Annotated in this window: 9 protein-coding genes and 1 pseudogene; 3 read left to right on the plus strand and 7 right to left on the minus strand. The window is 72.7% G+C overall.

The genetic code is table 11. From position 1 onward, the window contains the following. Nucleotides 1–110: 110 nt before the first annotated feature. Nucleotides 111–2,945 carry a glycoside hydrolase family 3 C-terminal domain-containing protein gene (locus C3492_RS08385; RefSeq protein ID WP_103811118.1) on the plus strand — a complete coding sequence of 945 codons (2,835 nt, stop codon included), beginning with the start codon at nucleotides 111–113 and terminating at the stop codon, nucleotides 2,943–2,945. Between the two features lie 102 nt (nucleotides 2,946–3,047). On the opposite strand, the gene C3492_RS08390 is transcribed toward C3492_RS08385, so the two are convergent. From C3492_RS08390 to C3492_RS08405, 4 genes are all read right to left on the minus strand, one after another. Beyond that, entirely contained in the window at nucleotides 3,048–3,335 is a 288-nt protein-coding gene (locus C3492_RS08390) for a hypothetical protein (protein WP_103811119.1), read from the minus strand. Between the two features lie 151 nt (nucleotides 3,336–3,486). Continuing rightward, nucleotides 3,487–4,932, minus strand: a complete 1,446-nt coding sequence (locus tag C3492_RS08395; RefSeq protein WP_103811120.1) for an aldehyde dehydrogenase family protein — start codon at nucleotides 4,930–4,932, stop codon at nucleotides 3,487–3,489. Between the two features lie 155 nt (nucleotides 4,933–5,087). Further along, complete coding sequence (locus C3492_RS08400) at nucleotides 5,088–6,665, minus strand: PucR family transcriptional regulator (RefSeq protein ID WP_103811121.1); 1,578 nt, start codon at nucleotides 6,663–6,665, stop codon at nucleotides 5,088–5,090. 107 nt (nucleotides 6,666–6,772) lie between these two features. Beyond that, complete coding sequence (locus tag C3492_RS08405) at nucleotides 6,773–8,932, minus strand: ATP-binding protein (protein ID WP_181140266.1); 2,160 nt, start codon at nucleotides 8,930–8,932, stop codon at nucleotides 6,773–6,775. A 278-nt stretch (nucleotides 8,933–9,210) separates the two neighbouring features. Between C3492_RS08405 and gabT the strand changes: the two genes are divergently transcribed. After that, on the plus strand, nucleotides 9,211–10,545 hold the full coding sequence (gabT, locus tag C3492_RS08415; protein WP_103811124.1) for a 4-aminobutyrate--2-oxoglutarate transaminase: 1,335 nt from the start codon (nucleotides 9,211–9,213) through the stop codon (nucleotides 10,543–10,545). Nucleotides 10,546–10,933: 388 nt separating this feature from the next. Then, nucleotides 10,934–11,569: pseudogene (locus tag C3492_RS08420) on the plus strand (phosphatase PAP2 family protein); the annotation flags it as partial. On the opposite strand, the gene C3492_RS08425 reads toward C3492_RS08420, so the two are convergent. The 3 genes from C3492_RS08425 to C3492_RS08435 form a co-directional block, all read right to left on the minus strand. Continuing rightward, entirely contained in the window at nucleotides 11,511–13,322 is a 1,812-nt protein-coding gene (locus C3492_RS08425) for a chitinase (protein WP_103811125.1), read from the minus strand. The pseudogene C3492_RS08420 and the gene C3492_RS08425 overlap by 59 nt on opposite strands. Before the next feature lie 85 nt (nucleotides 13,323–13,407). Then, a complete protein-coding gene (locus tag C3492_RS08430) occupies nucleotides 13,408–13,866 on the minus strand; it encodes a hypothetical protein (RefSeq protein WP_103811126.1) in 459 nt (152 codons plus the stop codon). Nucleotides 13,867–13,981: 115 nt separating this feature from the next. Beyond that, entirely contained in the window at nucleotides 13,982–15,412 is a 1,431-nt protein-coding gene (locus C3492_RS08435; RefSeq protein ID WP_103811127.1) for an FAD-binding oxidoreductase, read from the minus strand. Nucleotides 15,413–15,423 lie beyond the last annotated feature (11 nt).

Consider the following 15,423-nt stretch of genomic DNA (forward strand, 5'->3'; position numbering starts at 1 on the left):
GGAAAGTCGGTCCTGTTACGGTCCGGCACCTTGACACTGCCGCTCCGGTCGACTGAGCATCGAAGCGCTTCGAAAGCGTCGCCTCGCTCCGTCCGCAAGGGGAACCTCTCGTGACCGTCGACCCGCCGTCCACTCCACCCTTCCGCGATCCGCACCTGCCGTTCGCGAAGCGCATCGACGACCTGCTCACGCGGCTCACCCCGGACGAGAAGATCTCCTTCCTGCACCAGTACGCGCCCGCCGTGGAACGGCTCGGCATCTCCGCCTGGCGGACCGGCCAGGAGGCCCTGCACGGCGTGGCCTGGATGGGCCCGGCGACGGTGTTCCCGCAGGCTGTCGGCCTCGGCGCGACCTGGAACCCGCACCTGGTGCGGCGCGTCGGGGAGGCGGTGTCCAGGGAGGCGCGGGCGATGCGCGCCCGCGACGACCGGGTCGGCCTCAACGTCTGGTCCCCGACGGTCAACCTGCTGCGCCACCCGCTGTGGGGCCGCAACGAGGAGGGCTACTCCGAGGACCCGAAGCTCACCTCGGCCATCGCCACGGCGTACACCCACGGCCTGCGCGGCGAACATCCCCTGTACTGGCGCACCGCGCCCGTGCTCAAACACTGGCTCGCGCACAACAACGAGACGGACCGGGCCACTTCGTCGGCGTCCGTGCGCCCGCGCGTCCTGCACGAGTACGACCTGCGCGCCTTCAAGGAGACGGTCGAGGCGGGCGCGGTGGCCGGGGTGATGCCCGCCTACAACCTGGTCAACGGCCGCCCCAACCACGTCTCCCCGTACCTGCGCGAGCATCTGCGCACCTGGACCGACGAGGAACTGCTGGTCTGCTCGGACGCGGGCGCGCCCTCCAACCTGGTCGACGCCGAGCACTACTTCGACAGCCACGAGGAGGCCACCGCGGCGGCCCTGCTGGCCGGCGTGGACAGCTTCACCGACCACGGCACGGACCCCTCCCTGATCACCGCGCGGGTCAAGGGGGCCGTGGACCAGGGCCTGTTGACGGAGGCGGACCTCGACGCCGCGGTCCGCCGCCAGCTCTCCGTCCGCTTCCGGCTGGGCGAGTTCGACCCCCGCCACGACCCGCACACGGCCACGGCCGCGTTCGACACCCCCGCCCACCGGGAGCTGGCACGGGAGGCCGCCGAGCAGGCGGTCGTCCTGCTGAAGAACGACGACGGCCCGCTGCCGCTGGCCCCCGGCACCCGGATCGCGGTCGTCGGCCTGCTCGCCGACGAGTGCAAGCTCGACTGGTACAGCGGCACCCTGATCCACCGCTCCACTCCCCTGGAGGGCCTGTACGAGCGGTTCGGCGCGGAGCGGGTGGCGTTCGCGGAGGGCGTGGACCGCGTCCGGCTGCGCACGGCGGCGGGCGCGTTCCTGTCCGTGCCGCCGGCCGAGGCCCCCGACCGGGCGCGCGGCGCCGAGGGCGCGCTGGACCCCGCGCTGCTCTCCGGCCGCACCGATCTGCCGCCGCTGACCACGGAGGCGACCGGCAGCGAGTTCGCGCTGGCCGACTGGGGCGAGGGCGTGCTGACGCTGCGCGCCCCCGACGGCCGCTATCTCTCGGTCGCCGAGGACGGCTACCTGCGCGCCTCCGCCGACCAGCCCGGCGGCTGGGTCGTCCAGGAGACGTTCCGCCTGGAACCGCACCGTGGCGGTCACCTCCTCAAGCACCTGGGCACGGGTCGTCATGTGCGGGTCGCCGCCGACGGTGTGAAGGTTGCCGACACCGGCGACGTCTTCGAGGTCGTCACGGCCGAGCGGGGCGAGGAGGCCGTGGCCCGGGTGGCGGGCACGGCGGACGTCGTCGTGGTGGTGGCGGGCAACGACCCGCACATCAACGGCCGGGAGACCGAGGACCGTACGACCCTGCTGCTGCCGGAGCACCAGCTACGGCTGCTGCGCGCGGCCCGCGCCGCCAACCCGCGCACGGTGCTGGTGCTGGTGTCGGCGTACCCGTACGCGGTGGACACGGCCCGGCTGCCGGCCGCGCTCTGGACGGCGCACGGCGGCCAGGCGGCGGGCACGGCGCTGGCCCGGGTGCTGGCCGGTGACGTCTCCCCGGCCGGCCGCCTGCCCCAGACCTGGTACGCCTCCGACGCCGACCTGCCCGACCTGCTGGACTACGACGTGATCGGCGGCCGCCAGACCTACCTCTACTTCGAGGGCACGCCGCTCTTCCCGTTCGGTCACGGCCTGTCGTACGCGTCCTTCGCCTATGCGGACATGGCGGCCACCGTGGCGGCGGGCTCGGTGCGGGTCCGCTGCACGGTCACCCACACCGGCGACCGGACGGCGGACGAGGTGGTCCAGCTCTACGGCCGGGCGGTGGACCCGTCGGTGCCCCGCCCGCGCCGGGAGCTGCTGGCGCACCGCCGGATCACGCTCGACCCCGGCGAGACCGCCGCCGTCTCCTTCGAAGTGCCGCTCTCCGCACTGGAGTTCTGGGACGTGGCCGAGGACGGATGGCGCCTGGAGGAGGGCCCGTACGAACTGCTGCTGGGGGCGTCCAGCGAGGACGTGCGCCTGCGGACGACTCTGCACGTCGACGGCCGGCCCCCGGCCCCCCGTCCGGTGCTCGAACGAGGCCTGGCCGGCGCCGGCTTCGACGAGCAGTCCGGCGTCGCGATCGTGGACCGGACGAGGACGGTGGGCGACGCGGTGACCCCGGCCCACGACGGCACGGCCGAACTGATCTACCGCGCCTGTGACTTCGGTACCGGTGTGCGCGAGGTGACCGCTCGAATGGCGGGCGAGGGCGCCCTGGAACTCGCCCTGGACGGCGGCCCGGTGCTGGCGGCGCTCACCCTGGACGCGCCCACGGACGGCCCGTACGCGTACACGGACGTGACCGCCGGGCTGGTCGCCGACGGCGTCCACGACGTCCGCCTCAGGCTGCGCGGCCCGCTGCGGCTCGCGCACGTCGGCTTCTCCGGTTGAGGGTCCGGAGGAGACCGGCACCCGGCAGGGGTCCGGCGCCGGAAGGCAGCGGCGCCGGACCCCTTCGGTGTGCCGGGATGCGGGGGACGTGCCCTGTCACCGCTAGCGGACCACGATGATCACGATGCCTCCGTTGCCGAACCGGTGATCGAAGCCGTGGTCGAAGCGATGACCGAAGCCGTGGCCGAAGCGATGACCGAAGCCGTGGCCGGAGTGATGACCGAAGCAGTTCCAGTCGTGGTGGCCCCAGCACCAGTCGCCGGTGACCCGGGTGGGGACGGCAGGGGCTGCCGCCGAAGCCGTGCCTGCTGCACCGATCGCGGCGCCGCCGGCCATCACCAGGCCGGCCGCGGACGCCGCGAAGAGGCGCCTCGCGCGTGATGCTCGCATGATGGCCCTCCTTCTTCCCTCAGGGTGCGGCCCTACTTCCTGTACGTCCGCGAAGCCCTTCCGGATTGCCCCGGCGAGAGAAAACGGCGAACGGCCGCAGCCCCCGCACAGTGGGCTGCGGCCGTTCTGTTCCTGACCTGTCCGTGGCAGGTCAGAGCGCGAGGCCGGTGAGGACCAGCACGCGCTCGTAGGTGTAGTCCTCCATCGCGAACCGCACGCCTTCGCGGCCCACACCGGACTGCTTGACACCGCCGTACGGCATCTGGTCGGCGCGGTAGGACGGGACGTCGCCGATCACCACACCGCCGACCTCCAGGGCGCGATGGGCACGGAAGGCGACCTGGAGGTCGTGGGTGAACACGCCCGCCTGGAGGCCGTACTTGGAGTCGTTGACCGCGGCGAACGCCTCGGCCTCGCCGTCGACCTTCTGCACGGTGAGGACGGGCCCGAAGACCTCCTCGCAGGAGAGGGTCGCACCGGCCGGTACGTCGGTGAGCACGGTCGGCGCGTAGGAGGCGCCGTCACGGTCACCGCCGGTGAGCAGGGTGGCGCCGGCCTCGACCGCCTCCTTGACCCAGGACTCGACGCGCTTGGCCGCGTCCTCGCTGACCAGCGGGCCGACGTCGGTCTTCGGGTCGGACGGGTCACCGGTGACCTGGGCCTCGACGGCGGCGACGATCCGCGGCAGCAGCCGGTCGTACACGGAGGCGTCGGCGATCACGCGCTGCACCGAGATGCAGGACTGGCCGCCCTGGTAGTTGGAGAAGGTCGCGATGCGGGTCGCGGCCCAGTCCAGGTCGGCGTCGGAGGCGTAGTCGCCGAGGACGACCGCGGCTCCGTTGCCGCCCAGCTCCAGCGTGCAGTGCTTGCGCGGCACCGAGTCCATGATCGCGTAACCGACCTTCTCGGAACCGGTGAAGGAGATGACCGGCAGGCGCTCGTCCTGGACCAGGGCGGGCATCTTGTCGTTCGGCACCGGCAGGATGCTCCACGACCCGGCCGGCAGGTCGGTCTCGGCGAGCAGGTCACCGATGATCAGGCCGGACAGCGGGGTGGCCGGGGCCGGCTTCAGGATGATCGGGGCGCCGGCGGCGATGGCCGGGGCGACCTTGTGGGCGCACAGGTTCAGCGGGAAGTTGAACGGCGCGATGCCGAGCACGACACCCTTCGGGAAGCGGCGGGTGAGCGCGAGCCGGCCCTGGCCGCCGGCGTCGGTGTCGAGCCGCTGGGCCTCGCCGCCGTTGAACCGCCGGGCCTCCTCGGCCGCGAACCGGAACACCGAGACGGCACGGCCCACCTCGCCCCGGGCCCACTTGACCGGCTTGCCGTTCTCGGCGGAGATCAGCTGGGCGATCTCCTCGGTGCGCTCGGCCAGCCGCTTGCTGACGTGGTCGAGAGCGGCGGCGCGGACGTGCGCCGGGGTGGCGGCGAAGTCCTCGCGGACGGCGTACGCGGCGGCCACGGCCTCCTCGACCTGGGCGTCGGTCGGCACGCTGACCTTGCCGACGAGCCGGCCGTCCCACGGGGAGGTGACGTCGAAGGTGTCCTCGCCGGTGGCCTGGCGGCCGGCGAGCCAGAAGGCATGGGTGGAAGTCATGTACGAGTCCCGGCCCTTCCGCGTTGGGGGTGTGTCGCTTGGCTTGCGTGGTCCACGGTAGGGCGGGGGCGGCCGGGGGGCGTTTGTCCGAGTCGTAGCAGTGGACGGACCGTGCACTACTGATTGGACTACTCGGCGCTCCTCGGTGATCCCCTTCACTCCGTGGACGTCGCCTTCAGGGCGAGCCACAGCTCCATCCGCACATCGGGATCGTCCAGGCTGCGCCCCAGGATCTCCTCCACCCGGCGCATCCGGTAGCGCAGGGTGTGCCGGTGCACGCCCAGGTCGGCCGCCGCCGCGTCCCACTGCCCGTGCCGCGACAACCACGCCCGCAGCGAGGCGACCAGATCCCCCCGCCCGGTGGCGTCGTGCTCGTGCAACGCCCGCAGCAACCCGTCGGCGAACGCCCTCACCGCGTCGTCGGCCAGCAGCGGGAGGACCGACCCGGCGGCCAGCTGCTCGTGCTCCACGAACACCCGGCCCCGCCGCCGCGCCACCGACAGGGCCTGCTCGGCCTGCTTGTACGCGGCCGCCGCCGCGATCGGCCCGGCGGGCGCGGACAGGCCGACGACCAGCGTGTCCTCCTCCGTCCGCCCCTGCTCGGCCACCGCCCGGTCGGCCTCCCGCGCCGCGGCGTGATCGACACAGGCGGCCACCGCCGCGCCCTCGTCGGCGGCCAGCACCACCAGCCGCTCCCCCTCGGGCACGACCAGTACGGCCTCCCCGGCCCGCGCCGCCGCGCTCTCCACGGTCTCCGCGAGCTCGCCCAGCGGTTCGCCCGCCGGGCCGGACCCGGACTCGGCGACGATCAGCCGGAACGGGGCGTCCAGCAGCCCGCCGTACAGGTCCCCGGCGACGGCCCGGGCATGGTCGGGTTGGCCCGCGAGGAGCATGCGCAGCACCGCCGCGCCGACGCGCTGCTCGGCCGCGTGCAGGGAGCGGGAGCGCTCGGTGGTGAGGGTGAGCAGCGCGATGGCGGAGTGGACGGCGTACCGTTCGGCGGTGCCGAGCGTGGCGGCCGTCCCCACGGCGAGCGCGGCGCGCGGGCGGCGGCCGGTGCCGAGGCTGTGCAGCTCCACCCGGTCCTCGTGCTCGGGCCCGCCGACGACGGAGGACGCGGGCGCGGGCCGCTCCCGCAGCCGTTCCACCTCGGTGGTGAGCCGGGTGGCGCGGCGGCCGGCCCACTCCGGCGCGGCGGCGACGACGGCGCCCGAGGCGTCGTACAGCGCGGCCCAGCCGTCCACCTGGGCGGCGAGCGCGCCGAGCACCCCCTCCGGGCCGGCGTTCAGCGCCTGCTTGGTCAGCTCGCGCTGGGCGGCGAAGCCTGCCGTGACCGCCCGGTACTGGTCGGCGGCGATGGCGGCGGAGACGGCCTTGCTGATGGCGAGGAAGGGGGTGCGGCGGGGCACCTCCAGCAGCGGCAGTCCCTCCTCCGCGCAGGCGCCGACGAGGGCGGCGGGGATCTCCTCGTAGTTGACCCCGACGGCGAACCCCAGCCCGACCACCCCCGCGCCCACCAGCCGCCGCACGTACCGCCGCATGGCCTCGGGATCCTCCGCGTCCAGCTTGAGCGCGGTGATCAGCAGCAGCTCGCCGCCCTCCATGTAGGGGACGGGGTCGGCCAGCTCGCTGACGTGCGCCCAGCGGACGGGCACGTCCAGACGGTCCTCGCCCGCGCGCACGGTCAGCTTGAGCGCGGAGTGGTGGACGAGCGAGGCGAGAGTCGGGGGCATGGGGCCTTCACGGTGAGGGAGATCCGTCGATCCCGGTGATCTTTTGGCCGCCGTGTATGAACGGCCCACCCCGATTCTGCCTCACCGTACGATCCCGCGCTGGCCCCTCACCCCCGCAGATCCACCAGCAACGGCGGCGCGTGCTCCCCCTCCACGGTGGTCAACGACAACACGGCGTGCCCCGGCGGCACCCCATGAGCCAACTCGGAAGCCGACCACCGCTCCCGCTCGACCTGACGCACGGTGACGGCACGGGCGGTGGGCGCCTGGCCGGTGATGACCCGGCGCAGCATGTGCACGGCCTTGCCGGCCGGGGTCTCGGCGATGATCTGCCGGTCGGTGACGTCCCGGGTCTCGGTCCACTCCTTGCCCCACACCTCGGCGAAGTCCTGACCGTCCCAGGGGGTGAGCCCGGACAGCGCCATCCGGCAGCCCGTGGCGCCCAGCAGCGGCCCGCGCAGCTGACGGGGTACGTCGTCCAGGGTGCGCAGCGTGAGCACCGTGCCGGCGTTGGCGCTGCGCAGCCGCTGGATGCCGCGTACGGCCTCCGGGGTGACGACCCCGGAGGCGTCGTCGAGCAGCAGGCAGGCGAAGAGCGACCGGTCCTCCCGCACCGTCACGGAGGCCGTGAACTGGGCGAGCACCAGCCGGGCCAGGATCCGGGAGGCGTCGGCGTGACCGCGCTGGGGCAGGTCGATGCGGACCCGGACCGGGTGGTCGAGAGCCTTCAGGGAGAACGGCCGGCTCTGTCCTGAGGTGTCGAAGAAGGTGGCGAAGGCGGGCCGGTCGAGCAGGGCGATCCGGTCGGCGAGCACCGTGCCGACGTCGCCCGGGTGGGCCATCTGCCGCTCCCGGGCGTCGAGTTCCCTGAGCAGGGATGCGTGTCCGGTGTCGGTCAGGCCCTTGCGCAGCGCCGCCAGCGGGCCGGGGGCGCCGTCGAGCAGCTGCCGCAGCTCCGGTACGGACGGGAAGCGGTCGTGGACGGCGCGGAACGGGCCGAGCAACTGGGCGAGGACGGTGGTGGAGCGGCGGCTGTCGCTGCCGGGGTGCGGGTCCGCGAGGTCACCGACGAGGGCCTCGGCGAGTATGGTGGCGGCCTCGTCGGGGTCGGTGGTGCCGCCGTAGAGGTCGAGGTCGTACACGGATTCCGGGTGGCCGACGCGGACGACGACGTCGTAGGACTCGGCCGGGCCGAGCCCGGCGCCCGCCGCGCCGACCACCACGACCGACGCGCGGCCGGCCAGGGCGTGCAGGCACAGGGACTCGGCGAGCGGCCGCACCACGGCACCGGTCTTCCCGGAACCGGCCGGGCCGACGGCGAGCAGGGAGGTGCCGAGCAGATCGGGGCCGAGGGCGAGGCCCGCGCCGCGGTAGTGGTAGGGGTTGCGGGGATCGTCGGCGGTGGTCCCGAGGCGGACCTGTCCGGTGAGCAGATCGTGGCGCGCGTGCCGCGCGGGCAGGTCGCGCTCGCCCGAGGGGTGCGGGCAGGCGGCGGCGCCGTCCTTCAGCACGGCGCCGGTGAAGGTGGCCAGGCTGTGCCGGCCCGACCGCACGCCCTGCCAGGCCCTGCTGATCCGCGCGTGATCCACATCCCGCATGAGCCCGGCCTTCGCCTCACCGGCAAGCCGCGCAGCAGCCTCATGAGCCCCCGCCTGCCGCAGCTGGGGCCATTCGGCGGGGTCTTGTTCGGGGGTGGGCGGTGCATCGGAGGTGGGAATGGTGCCGCGACCGGCAGGCACGGCCGAACGCAGTGCGGGCACGGCGGCGCGCAGAAGGGGAGCACCGTAACGGCGCCAGAGCTCACCCCAGTGCCCGATCTTTCCGAACAACGCGAAGATCGCACCGAAGACCAACCACGTGTACAGCCACGATGCGGCCCCGCCCACTTGGCCGGCTTCGCCCTTCACCCAGGAATCCGGCGCGAGCACGTACCACGGCCACTGCCAGAAGCCGCCGAGGTAGCCGTTCCACAGCAGAGAGCACAGCAGCCACCCGCACAAGAGGGCGATCACGGCCCCACCGAGCAATTGCCGCGTGGGTGTCTCCTTCGGTTCGACCTCCGGCCGTGGTCGATAGCGGAATCGCCAGATTCCCGGCGCCGCCTGCGGCCTGGGAGCGCGCAGCCACGTCAGGAAGGCCGACCCGTCGGGCATCGGCGGCGCCCCGGGCGGCATCGGCGGCACCCCCACCCCCTCCGGCGCCGCCATAGGCCGCGGTAGCGGGTTCGCGTGGGTGCCGCGGGTGTCGCGCGGCGCGTCGCTGTCCATCGACCTTGCCCCCTGACCAGCCGTTCCGTCCGTCGTCAGCGAGTCAATCTAACGCCCCGGCAGGGGGAGTTCACCGCTTACGTGGCCGTAAGGAGCCGTACCCGCCCGGCCGGGCTATGTCCACGGCGGACAACGGGGATCGCTAACAACGCCCACATGGAGCATGCCCACCCCCCGGAACCGGTCTTAGCCTGCGAGAAAAGAAGGTATGCGTCCGAAAACGCACCGCCCGGAACCGCCCGGGACCGCCCGGTACGCAAGATCATCAGGGAGCCCCCATGACCGCACTTCCGCAGGAGCGCCGCGTCGTCACCGCCATCCCCGGCCCGAAGTCGCAGGAGCTGCAGGCCCGCCGTACCGCCGCGGTCGCCCAGGGCGTGGGCTCCGTGCTGCCCGTGTTCACCGCGCGCGCGGGCGGCGGGATCATCGAGGACGTCGACGGCAACCGGCTGATCGACTTCGGGTCCGGCATCGCCGTGACGAGCGTCGGCGCCTCCGCCGAGGCCGTGGTGCGCCGCGCGAGCGCCCAGCTCGCCGACTTCACCCACACCTGTTTCATGGTCACCCCGTACGAGGGCTACGTGGAGGTCGCGGAGGCGCTCGCCGAGCTGACCCCGGGTGACCACGCCAAGAAGTCCGCGCTGTTCAACTCCGGTGCCGAGGCCGTCGAGAACGCCGTCAAGATCGCGCGTGCGTACACCAAGCGGCAGGCCGTGGTGGTGTTCGACCACGGGTACCACGGGCGGACCAACCTCACGATGGCGCTGACGGCGAAGAACATGCCGTACAAGCACGGGTTCGGGCCGTTCGCACCCGAGGTGTACCGCGTGCCCGTCGCCTACGCGTACCGCTGGCCGACCGGCCCGGAGAACGCCGGCCCGGAGGCCGCCGCGCAGGCCATCGACCAGATCACCAAGCAGGTCGGCCCGGACAACGTCGCCGCGATCATCATCGAGCCGGTCCTCGGCGAGGGCGGCTTCATCGAGCCCGCCAAGGGCTTCCTGCCGGCCATCCGCCAGTTCGCCGCCGACAACGGCATCGTCTTCGTCGCCGACGAGATCCAGTCCGGCTTCTGCCGGACCGGGCAGTGGTTCGCATGCGAGGACGAGGACATCGTCCCGGACCTGATCACCACCGCCAAGGGCATCGCCGGCGGTCTGCCGCTCGCCGCCGTGACCGGCCGCGCGGAGATCATGGACGCCGCGCACGCCGGTGGGCTCGGTGGTACGTACGGCGGCAACCCGGTCGCGTGCGCCGGTGCGCTCGGCGCCATCGAGACGATGAAGGAGCTGGACCTCAACGGCAAGGCCAAGCGCATCGAGGAGATCATGAAGGGGCGCCTCACCGCCATGGCCGAGAAGTTCGACATCATCGGTGACGTGCGCGGACGTGGCGCCATGATCGCGATCGAGCTGGTCAAGGACCGCGCCACCAAGGAGCCGAACCCGGAGGCCACCGCGGCGCTCGCCAAGGCCTGCCACGCCGAGGGCCTGCTGGTCCTGACCTGCGGCACCTACGGCAACGTGCTCCGCTTCCTGCCGCCGCTCGTCATCGGCGAGGACCTGCTGAACGAGGGCCTCGACATCATCGAGCAGGGGTTCGCACGCATCTGAGCCCGCGCATCTGAGCGCCGGGTCCGCACCTCTGAAGGCGCCTGCGGCAGGCCGTGTGAAGAAGGTGTGCGGGGTGGATGACGGGAGCGGATTCCGTCTGCCAAAGCGCCGTCGCCTGCCGTAGGTTCTCCACAGATGAGAGATACACCCGCCCGCGGGGGACCGCGGGCGGACACCGGGCCGGGGCCTCCCCAGCTTCGACCTGGTCGTGCCCTCGCGCACACAACCGGCGCCTGACGGCTCCGGGATCTCCTCACCGATCGGACGGTCGCCGCCCCAAACCCCCCGGGGCGCGCGACGTTCCGGTCCGGACGGCCGCCTCGGAACCACCCCCCCTGTTCCGGGGCGGCCGACCTCCTTCCCCGCGACCGTCTGCCAAGCTGGGCCCATGCTGCTCCTGGTCCTCCCGGCGGTCGTCTTCGCCCTCGTCACCTGGCAGGTCGTCGCCGACGGGCCGCTGCTCCGGCTGGACGCGGACGCCAGCCGGGCCCTCGTCCACCCGGACCGGTTCTCCCAGCTGCTCTCCGACCTCGGCAACGTCCAGGTCGCCCTCCCCGTGCTCGCCGTGGCCCTCGGGTACGTGGCCTGGCGGGGCCGGGCCGCCGGTGCCGGGCGGTGGTGGCTGCCGCCGCTCGCAGCGGTTGTGCTGATGGCGCTGGTCCCGGCGGTCGTCGTCCCGCTGAAGGAGTGGACGGCCCGGCCGGGGACACCGGTGGTGCCCCCGGGGACCGGCTACTTCCCGTCCGGTCACACGGCGACGGCCGCGGTCGCGTACGGTTCCGCGACCCTGCTCCTCCTGCCCTGGCTCCGCTCCCCCGCGGCCCGCCGCGTCCTGGTCGCGGGGTGCACGGCCCTCGTCCTCGGGGTGTCGTACGGCCTGGTCCGCCACGGCTGGCACTGGCCGCTGGACGTGGTGGCGAGCTGGTGCCTGAGCACGGTGCTGCTGGCCGCCCTGTCCCTCGTGCTCAGCCGAAGTACGCGTCGAAGTTCTTCTGGAACTCCCAGTTCGCGTAGCGGTCCCAGTTCACCGACCACGTCATCAGGCCCCGCAGCGCGGGCCAGGTCCCGTGGGTGGCGTACGAGCCGCAGTTCGTCCTCTTCGTCAGGCAGTCCAGGGTCTTGGTGACCTCGGACGGGGAGACGTAGCCGTTGCCCGCGTTGGTCGACGCGGGCATACCGATCGCGACCTGGTCGGGGCGCAGCGGCGGGAAGACGTTGTTCGGGTCGCCGGCGACCGGGAAGCCGGTGAGGAGCATGTCGGTCATGGCGATGTGGAAGTCGGCGCCGCCCATGGAGTGGTACTGGTTGTCCAGGCCCATGATCGGGCCGGAGTTGTAGTCCTGGACGTGCAGCAGGGTCAGGTCGTCGCGGAGGGCGTGAATGACCGGGAGGTAGGCGCCGCAGCGGGGGTCCTGGCCGCCCCACTTGCCGGTGCCGTAGTACTGGTAACCGTTCTGCACGAAGAAGGTCTCCGGGGCCATCGTGAGCACGAAATTCGCGCCGTACTTGGCCTTCAGGGTCTTCAGCGCCGAGATAAGGTTCACGATCACGGGGGTGGTCGGGTTCCTGAAGTCCGTGTCGTTCGCGTTCAGGGACAGCGAGTGGCCCTCGAAGTCGATGTCCAGGCCGTCGAGGCCGTAGGTGTCGATGATCTTCGAGACGGAGGAGACGAAGGTGTCGCGGGCCGCGGTCGTGGTGAGCTGGACCTGGCCGTTCTGGCCGCCGATCGAGATCAGGACCTTCTTGCCGGCGGCCTGCTTGGCCTTGACGGCCGCCTTGAAGTCGGCGTCGCTCTCCACGTTCGGGCACTCGGTGACCGGGCAGCGGTTGAAGCGGATGTCCCCGGAGGTGACCGAGGTGGGCTCGCCGAAGGCCAGATCGATGACGTCCCAGCTGTCGGGGACGTCGGCGAGGCGGGTGTAGCCGGCGCCGTTGGCGAAGCTGGCGTGCAGGTAGCCGACGAGGGCGTGGGCGGGCAGGTCGGACGAGCCGCCGCCACCGCCGCCGGGGCTGGTCGTCGCGGTCACGACCGCCGATTTCGCGGACTCGCCGGCGTCGTTCACCGCGCTGACCTGGAAGCTGTACGCGGTCGAGGCCGTGAGGCCGGAGACGGTGGCCGAGGTGCCGGTCACGGTCTGGACCCTGGTGCCGTCGCGGTAGACCGCGTAGCCGGTCGCGCCGGTCACCGCGGACCAGGACAGACCGACCGAGGACGAGGTCACGGTGGTGGTCCTCAGGCCGGTCGGGGCGGCGGGCGGCTGTGTGGTGCCGCTGCCGCCAGGGCCGACGAGAGTGAGGTCGTCGGCGTTGTAGGCGCCGGTGCCGTACCAGCCGTGGGTGTAGATCGTGACCTTGGTGGTGGCCGCCCCGGTGCGGAAGGTGGTGCTCAGCTTCTGCCAGTCGGGGGCGGACTGGGTCCAGGTGGAGACGTCGGTGGTGCCGGTGCCGCTCGCGCCGAGGTAGACGTAGGAGCCGCGGACGTAACCGGACAGGGTGTACTGCGCGTTCGGCTGGACGGTCACCGTCTGGGAGCACTGGGCGTTGTCGCTGCCGGCCGGGGTGGCCTGGAGCGCCGCGCTTCCGCTGTGCACGGGTGAGCTGACGGTCGTACCGGCGGTGCAGGTCCAGCCGGTGAGACCGGACTCGAAGCCGCCGTTGACCACGACGTCCGCGTCGGCCGCGCGGGCGGCCGACGAGAGCGCGGTGATGCCGGGCACGGCCAGCAGTGCGGCCGTGAGCGCGGCGAGGGCGGATCTGGGGCGTCTGGCGCGGTCCACAAGGGCCTCCGGGTGCCGGGGAGTTGGAGGGGCGGAGCGCACACAACTTGGTCCAGACCAATCCAGTTGTCAAGGTGTCGGGGCGCTACCCGTTCTCGCCCCTCTCCCGTGCCGCCCCCGCCGCCGCCTCGTGCATCGCCAGTTCCAGCAGCGCCGGGTCGGTCAGCGTGCCCGAGCCGTCCGGCGGCACCAGCCAGCGCACGCCCCGGGTCGCCCGGCCCGGATACGGCACGACGATCCAGGTGCCGGCCCCGGCGGCCCTGATCCCGGTGCCGAGCCAGCGGGCCGCGGTGCCCGGGGGCACGAGGAACCCGACCCGGTCGTCGTCGACGTCGACGAGCACGGGGCCGACCTGGTCGAGGATCCGGGTGAGCACGTCGAGGGTCGGAAAGCCGAGGGCACCCGGCAGGATCAGGACGTCCCACGCCTTGCCGGCGGGCAGCAGCGCGACCCCGAGGGGGTTGCGCTCCCACTCCCAGCGACAGGCCTCGGGGTCCGGTGCGACGGATGCCAGCCATTCGACCGCCGCCTTCGCCCCAGTCATGAGGAGACCTCCCTTTCTGTCGTGGACGCGGTCGCGTCACGAGGGAGAGGGAGGTCTCCGGGGAGCATTACGCGGGTTCGGGCGACTTGTTGCGGCGATCCGGGTCAGCCCGTGACTAACTGTCGAAGCCCAGTCCCAGCCGGTCCATCGTCCGCAGCCACAGGTTCCGGCGGCCCCCGTGGGCGTCCGCGCGGGCCAGGGACCACTTGGTGAGGGCGATGCCCGTCCAGGCGAAGGGCTCCGGCGGGAACGGCAGCGGCTTCTTGCGGACCATCTCCAGTTCGGTCCGCTCGGTGCGCTCCCCCTCCAGCAGGTCGAGCATCACGTCCGCGCCGAACCGGGTCGCGCCGACGCCCAGACCGGTGTAGCCCGCCGCGTAGGCCACGCGGCCCTGGTGGGCGGTGCCGAAGAACGCCGAGAAGCGGGAGCAGGTGTCGATCGCGCCGCCCCAGGCGTGGGTGAAGCGGACGCCCTCCAGCTGCGGGAAGCACGTGAAGAAGTGGCCCGCGAGCTTGGCGTACGTCTCGGGCCGGTCGTCGTACTCGGCGCGGACCCGGCCGCCGTAGGGGTAGATCGCGTCGTAGCCGCCCCACAGGACGCGGTTGTCGGCGGACAGCCGGAAGTAGTGGAACTGGTTCGCCGAGTCCCCGAGGCCCTGTCTGTTCTTCCAGCCGATCGACGCGAGCTGCTCCGCGGTCAGCGGCTCGGTCATCAGGGCGTAGTCGTAGACAGGGACGGTGTACGACCGCACGCGGCGCAGCAGGCTCGGGAAGATGTTCGTGCCGAGCGCGACCCTGCGGGCGCGGACGGCTCCGTACGGGGTGCGTACGGCCATCCCGGCCCCGTAGCTCTTCAGGGTCAGGGCGGGTGTGTGCTCGTACACCCGCACCCCGAGCTTCAGGCAGGCCTTCTTCAGGCCCCACGCCAGCTTGGCCGGGTGGAGCATGGCCACGCCCCGGCGGTCCCACAGGCCGGCCTGGAAGGTGGGTGAGTTCACCTGCTCGCGCACGGCGTCGGCGTCCAGGAACTCGATGCCGTCCGCGAGCCCCTTCTCCTGGAGCTCCCGGTGCCAGTCGCGCAGTTCCCAGGCCTGGTAGGTCTCGGTGGCGACGTCGATCTCGCCGGTGCGTTCGAAGTCGCAGTCGATGCCGTGCCGGGCGATCGCCGCCTCGATCCCGTCGAGGTTGCGCCGGCCCAGCTCCTCCAGTCTGTGGATCTCGCCGGGCCAGCGGGCCAGGCCGTTGGGCAGGCCGTGCGTGAGGGAGGCGGCGCAGAAACCGCCGTTGCGGCCCGAGGCGGCCCAGCCCACCTCGCGGCCTTCCAGCAGCACCACTTCGCGCCGCGGGTCGCGCTCCTTGGCGTTCAGCGCGGTCCACAGCCCGCTGTAGCCGCCGCCGACGACCAGCAGGTCACAGGTCTCGGTGCCGGTGAGGGCGGGCTCGGCGGGTGGCTTGCCGGGGTCTTCCAGCCAGTACGGGACCGGCTGGGTTTCGGAGAGAGAGGCGATCCAGTTGTCTTTGCCACGGCTCATGGCGCTTGGGGCCATGATTTCAACTC

The sequence above is a fragment of the Streptomyces sp. Ru62 genome (assembly GCF_002920615.1).
Classification (GTDB): domain Bacteria; phylum Actinomycetota; class Actinomycetes; order Streptomycetales; family Streptomycetaceae; genus Streptomyces.

Excerpts from the sequence above, each read along its gene's own strand:
- C3492_RS08435 (WP_103811127.1), bottom strand. The coding sequence starts at position 15,412 with ATGGCCCCAAGCGCCATGAGCCGTGGCAAAGACAACTGGATCGCCTCT.
- C3492_RS08390 (WP_103811119.1), bottom strand. The coding sequence starts at position 3,335 with ATGCGAGCATCACGCGCGAGGCGCCTCTTCGCGGCGTCCGCGGCCGGC.
- C3492_RS08405 (WP_181140266.1), bottom strand. The coding sequence starts at position 8,932 with ATGGACAGCGACGCGCCGCGCGACACCCGCGGCACCCACGCGAACCCG.
- gabT (WP_103811124.1), top strand. The coding sequence starts at position 9,211 with ATGACCGCACTTCCGCAGGAGCGCCGCGTCGTCACCGCCATCCCCGGC.
- C3492_RS08395 (WP_103811120.1), bottom strand. The coding sequence starts at position 4,932 with ATGACTTCCACCCATGCCTTCTGGCTCGCCGGCCGCCAGGCCACCGGC.
- C3492_RS08430 (WP_103811126.1), bottom strand. The coding sequence starts at position 13,866 with ATGACTGGGGCGAAGGCGGCGGTCGAATGGCTGGCATCCGTCGCACCG.
- C3492_RS08400 (WP_103811121.1), bottom strand. The coding sequence starts at position 6,665 with ATGCCCCCGACTCTCGCCTCGCTCGTCCACCACTCCGCGCTCAAGCTG.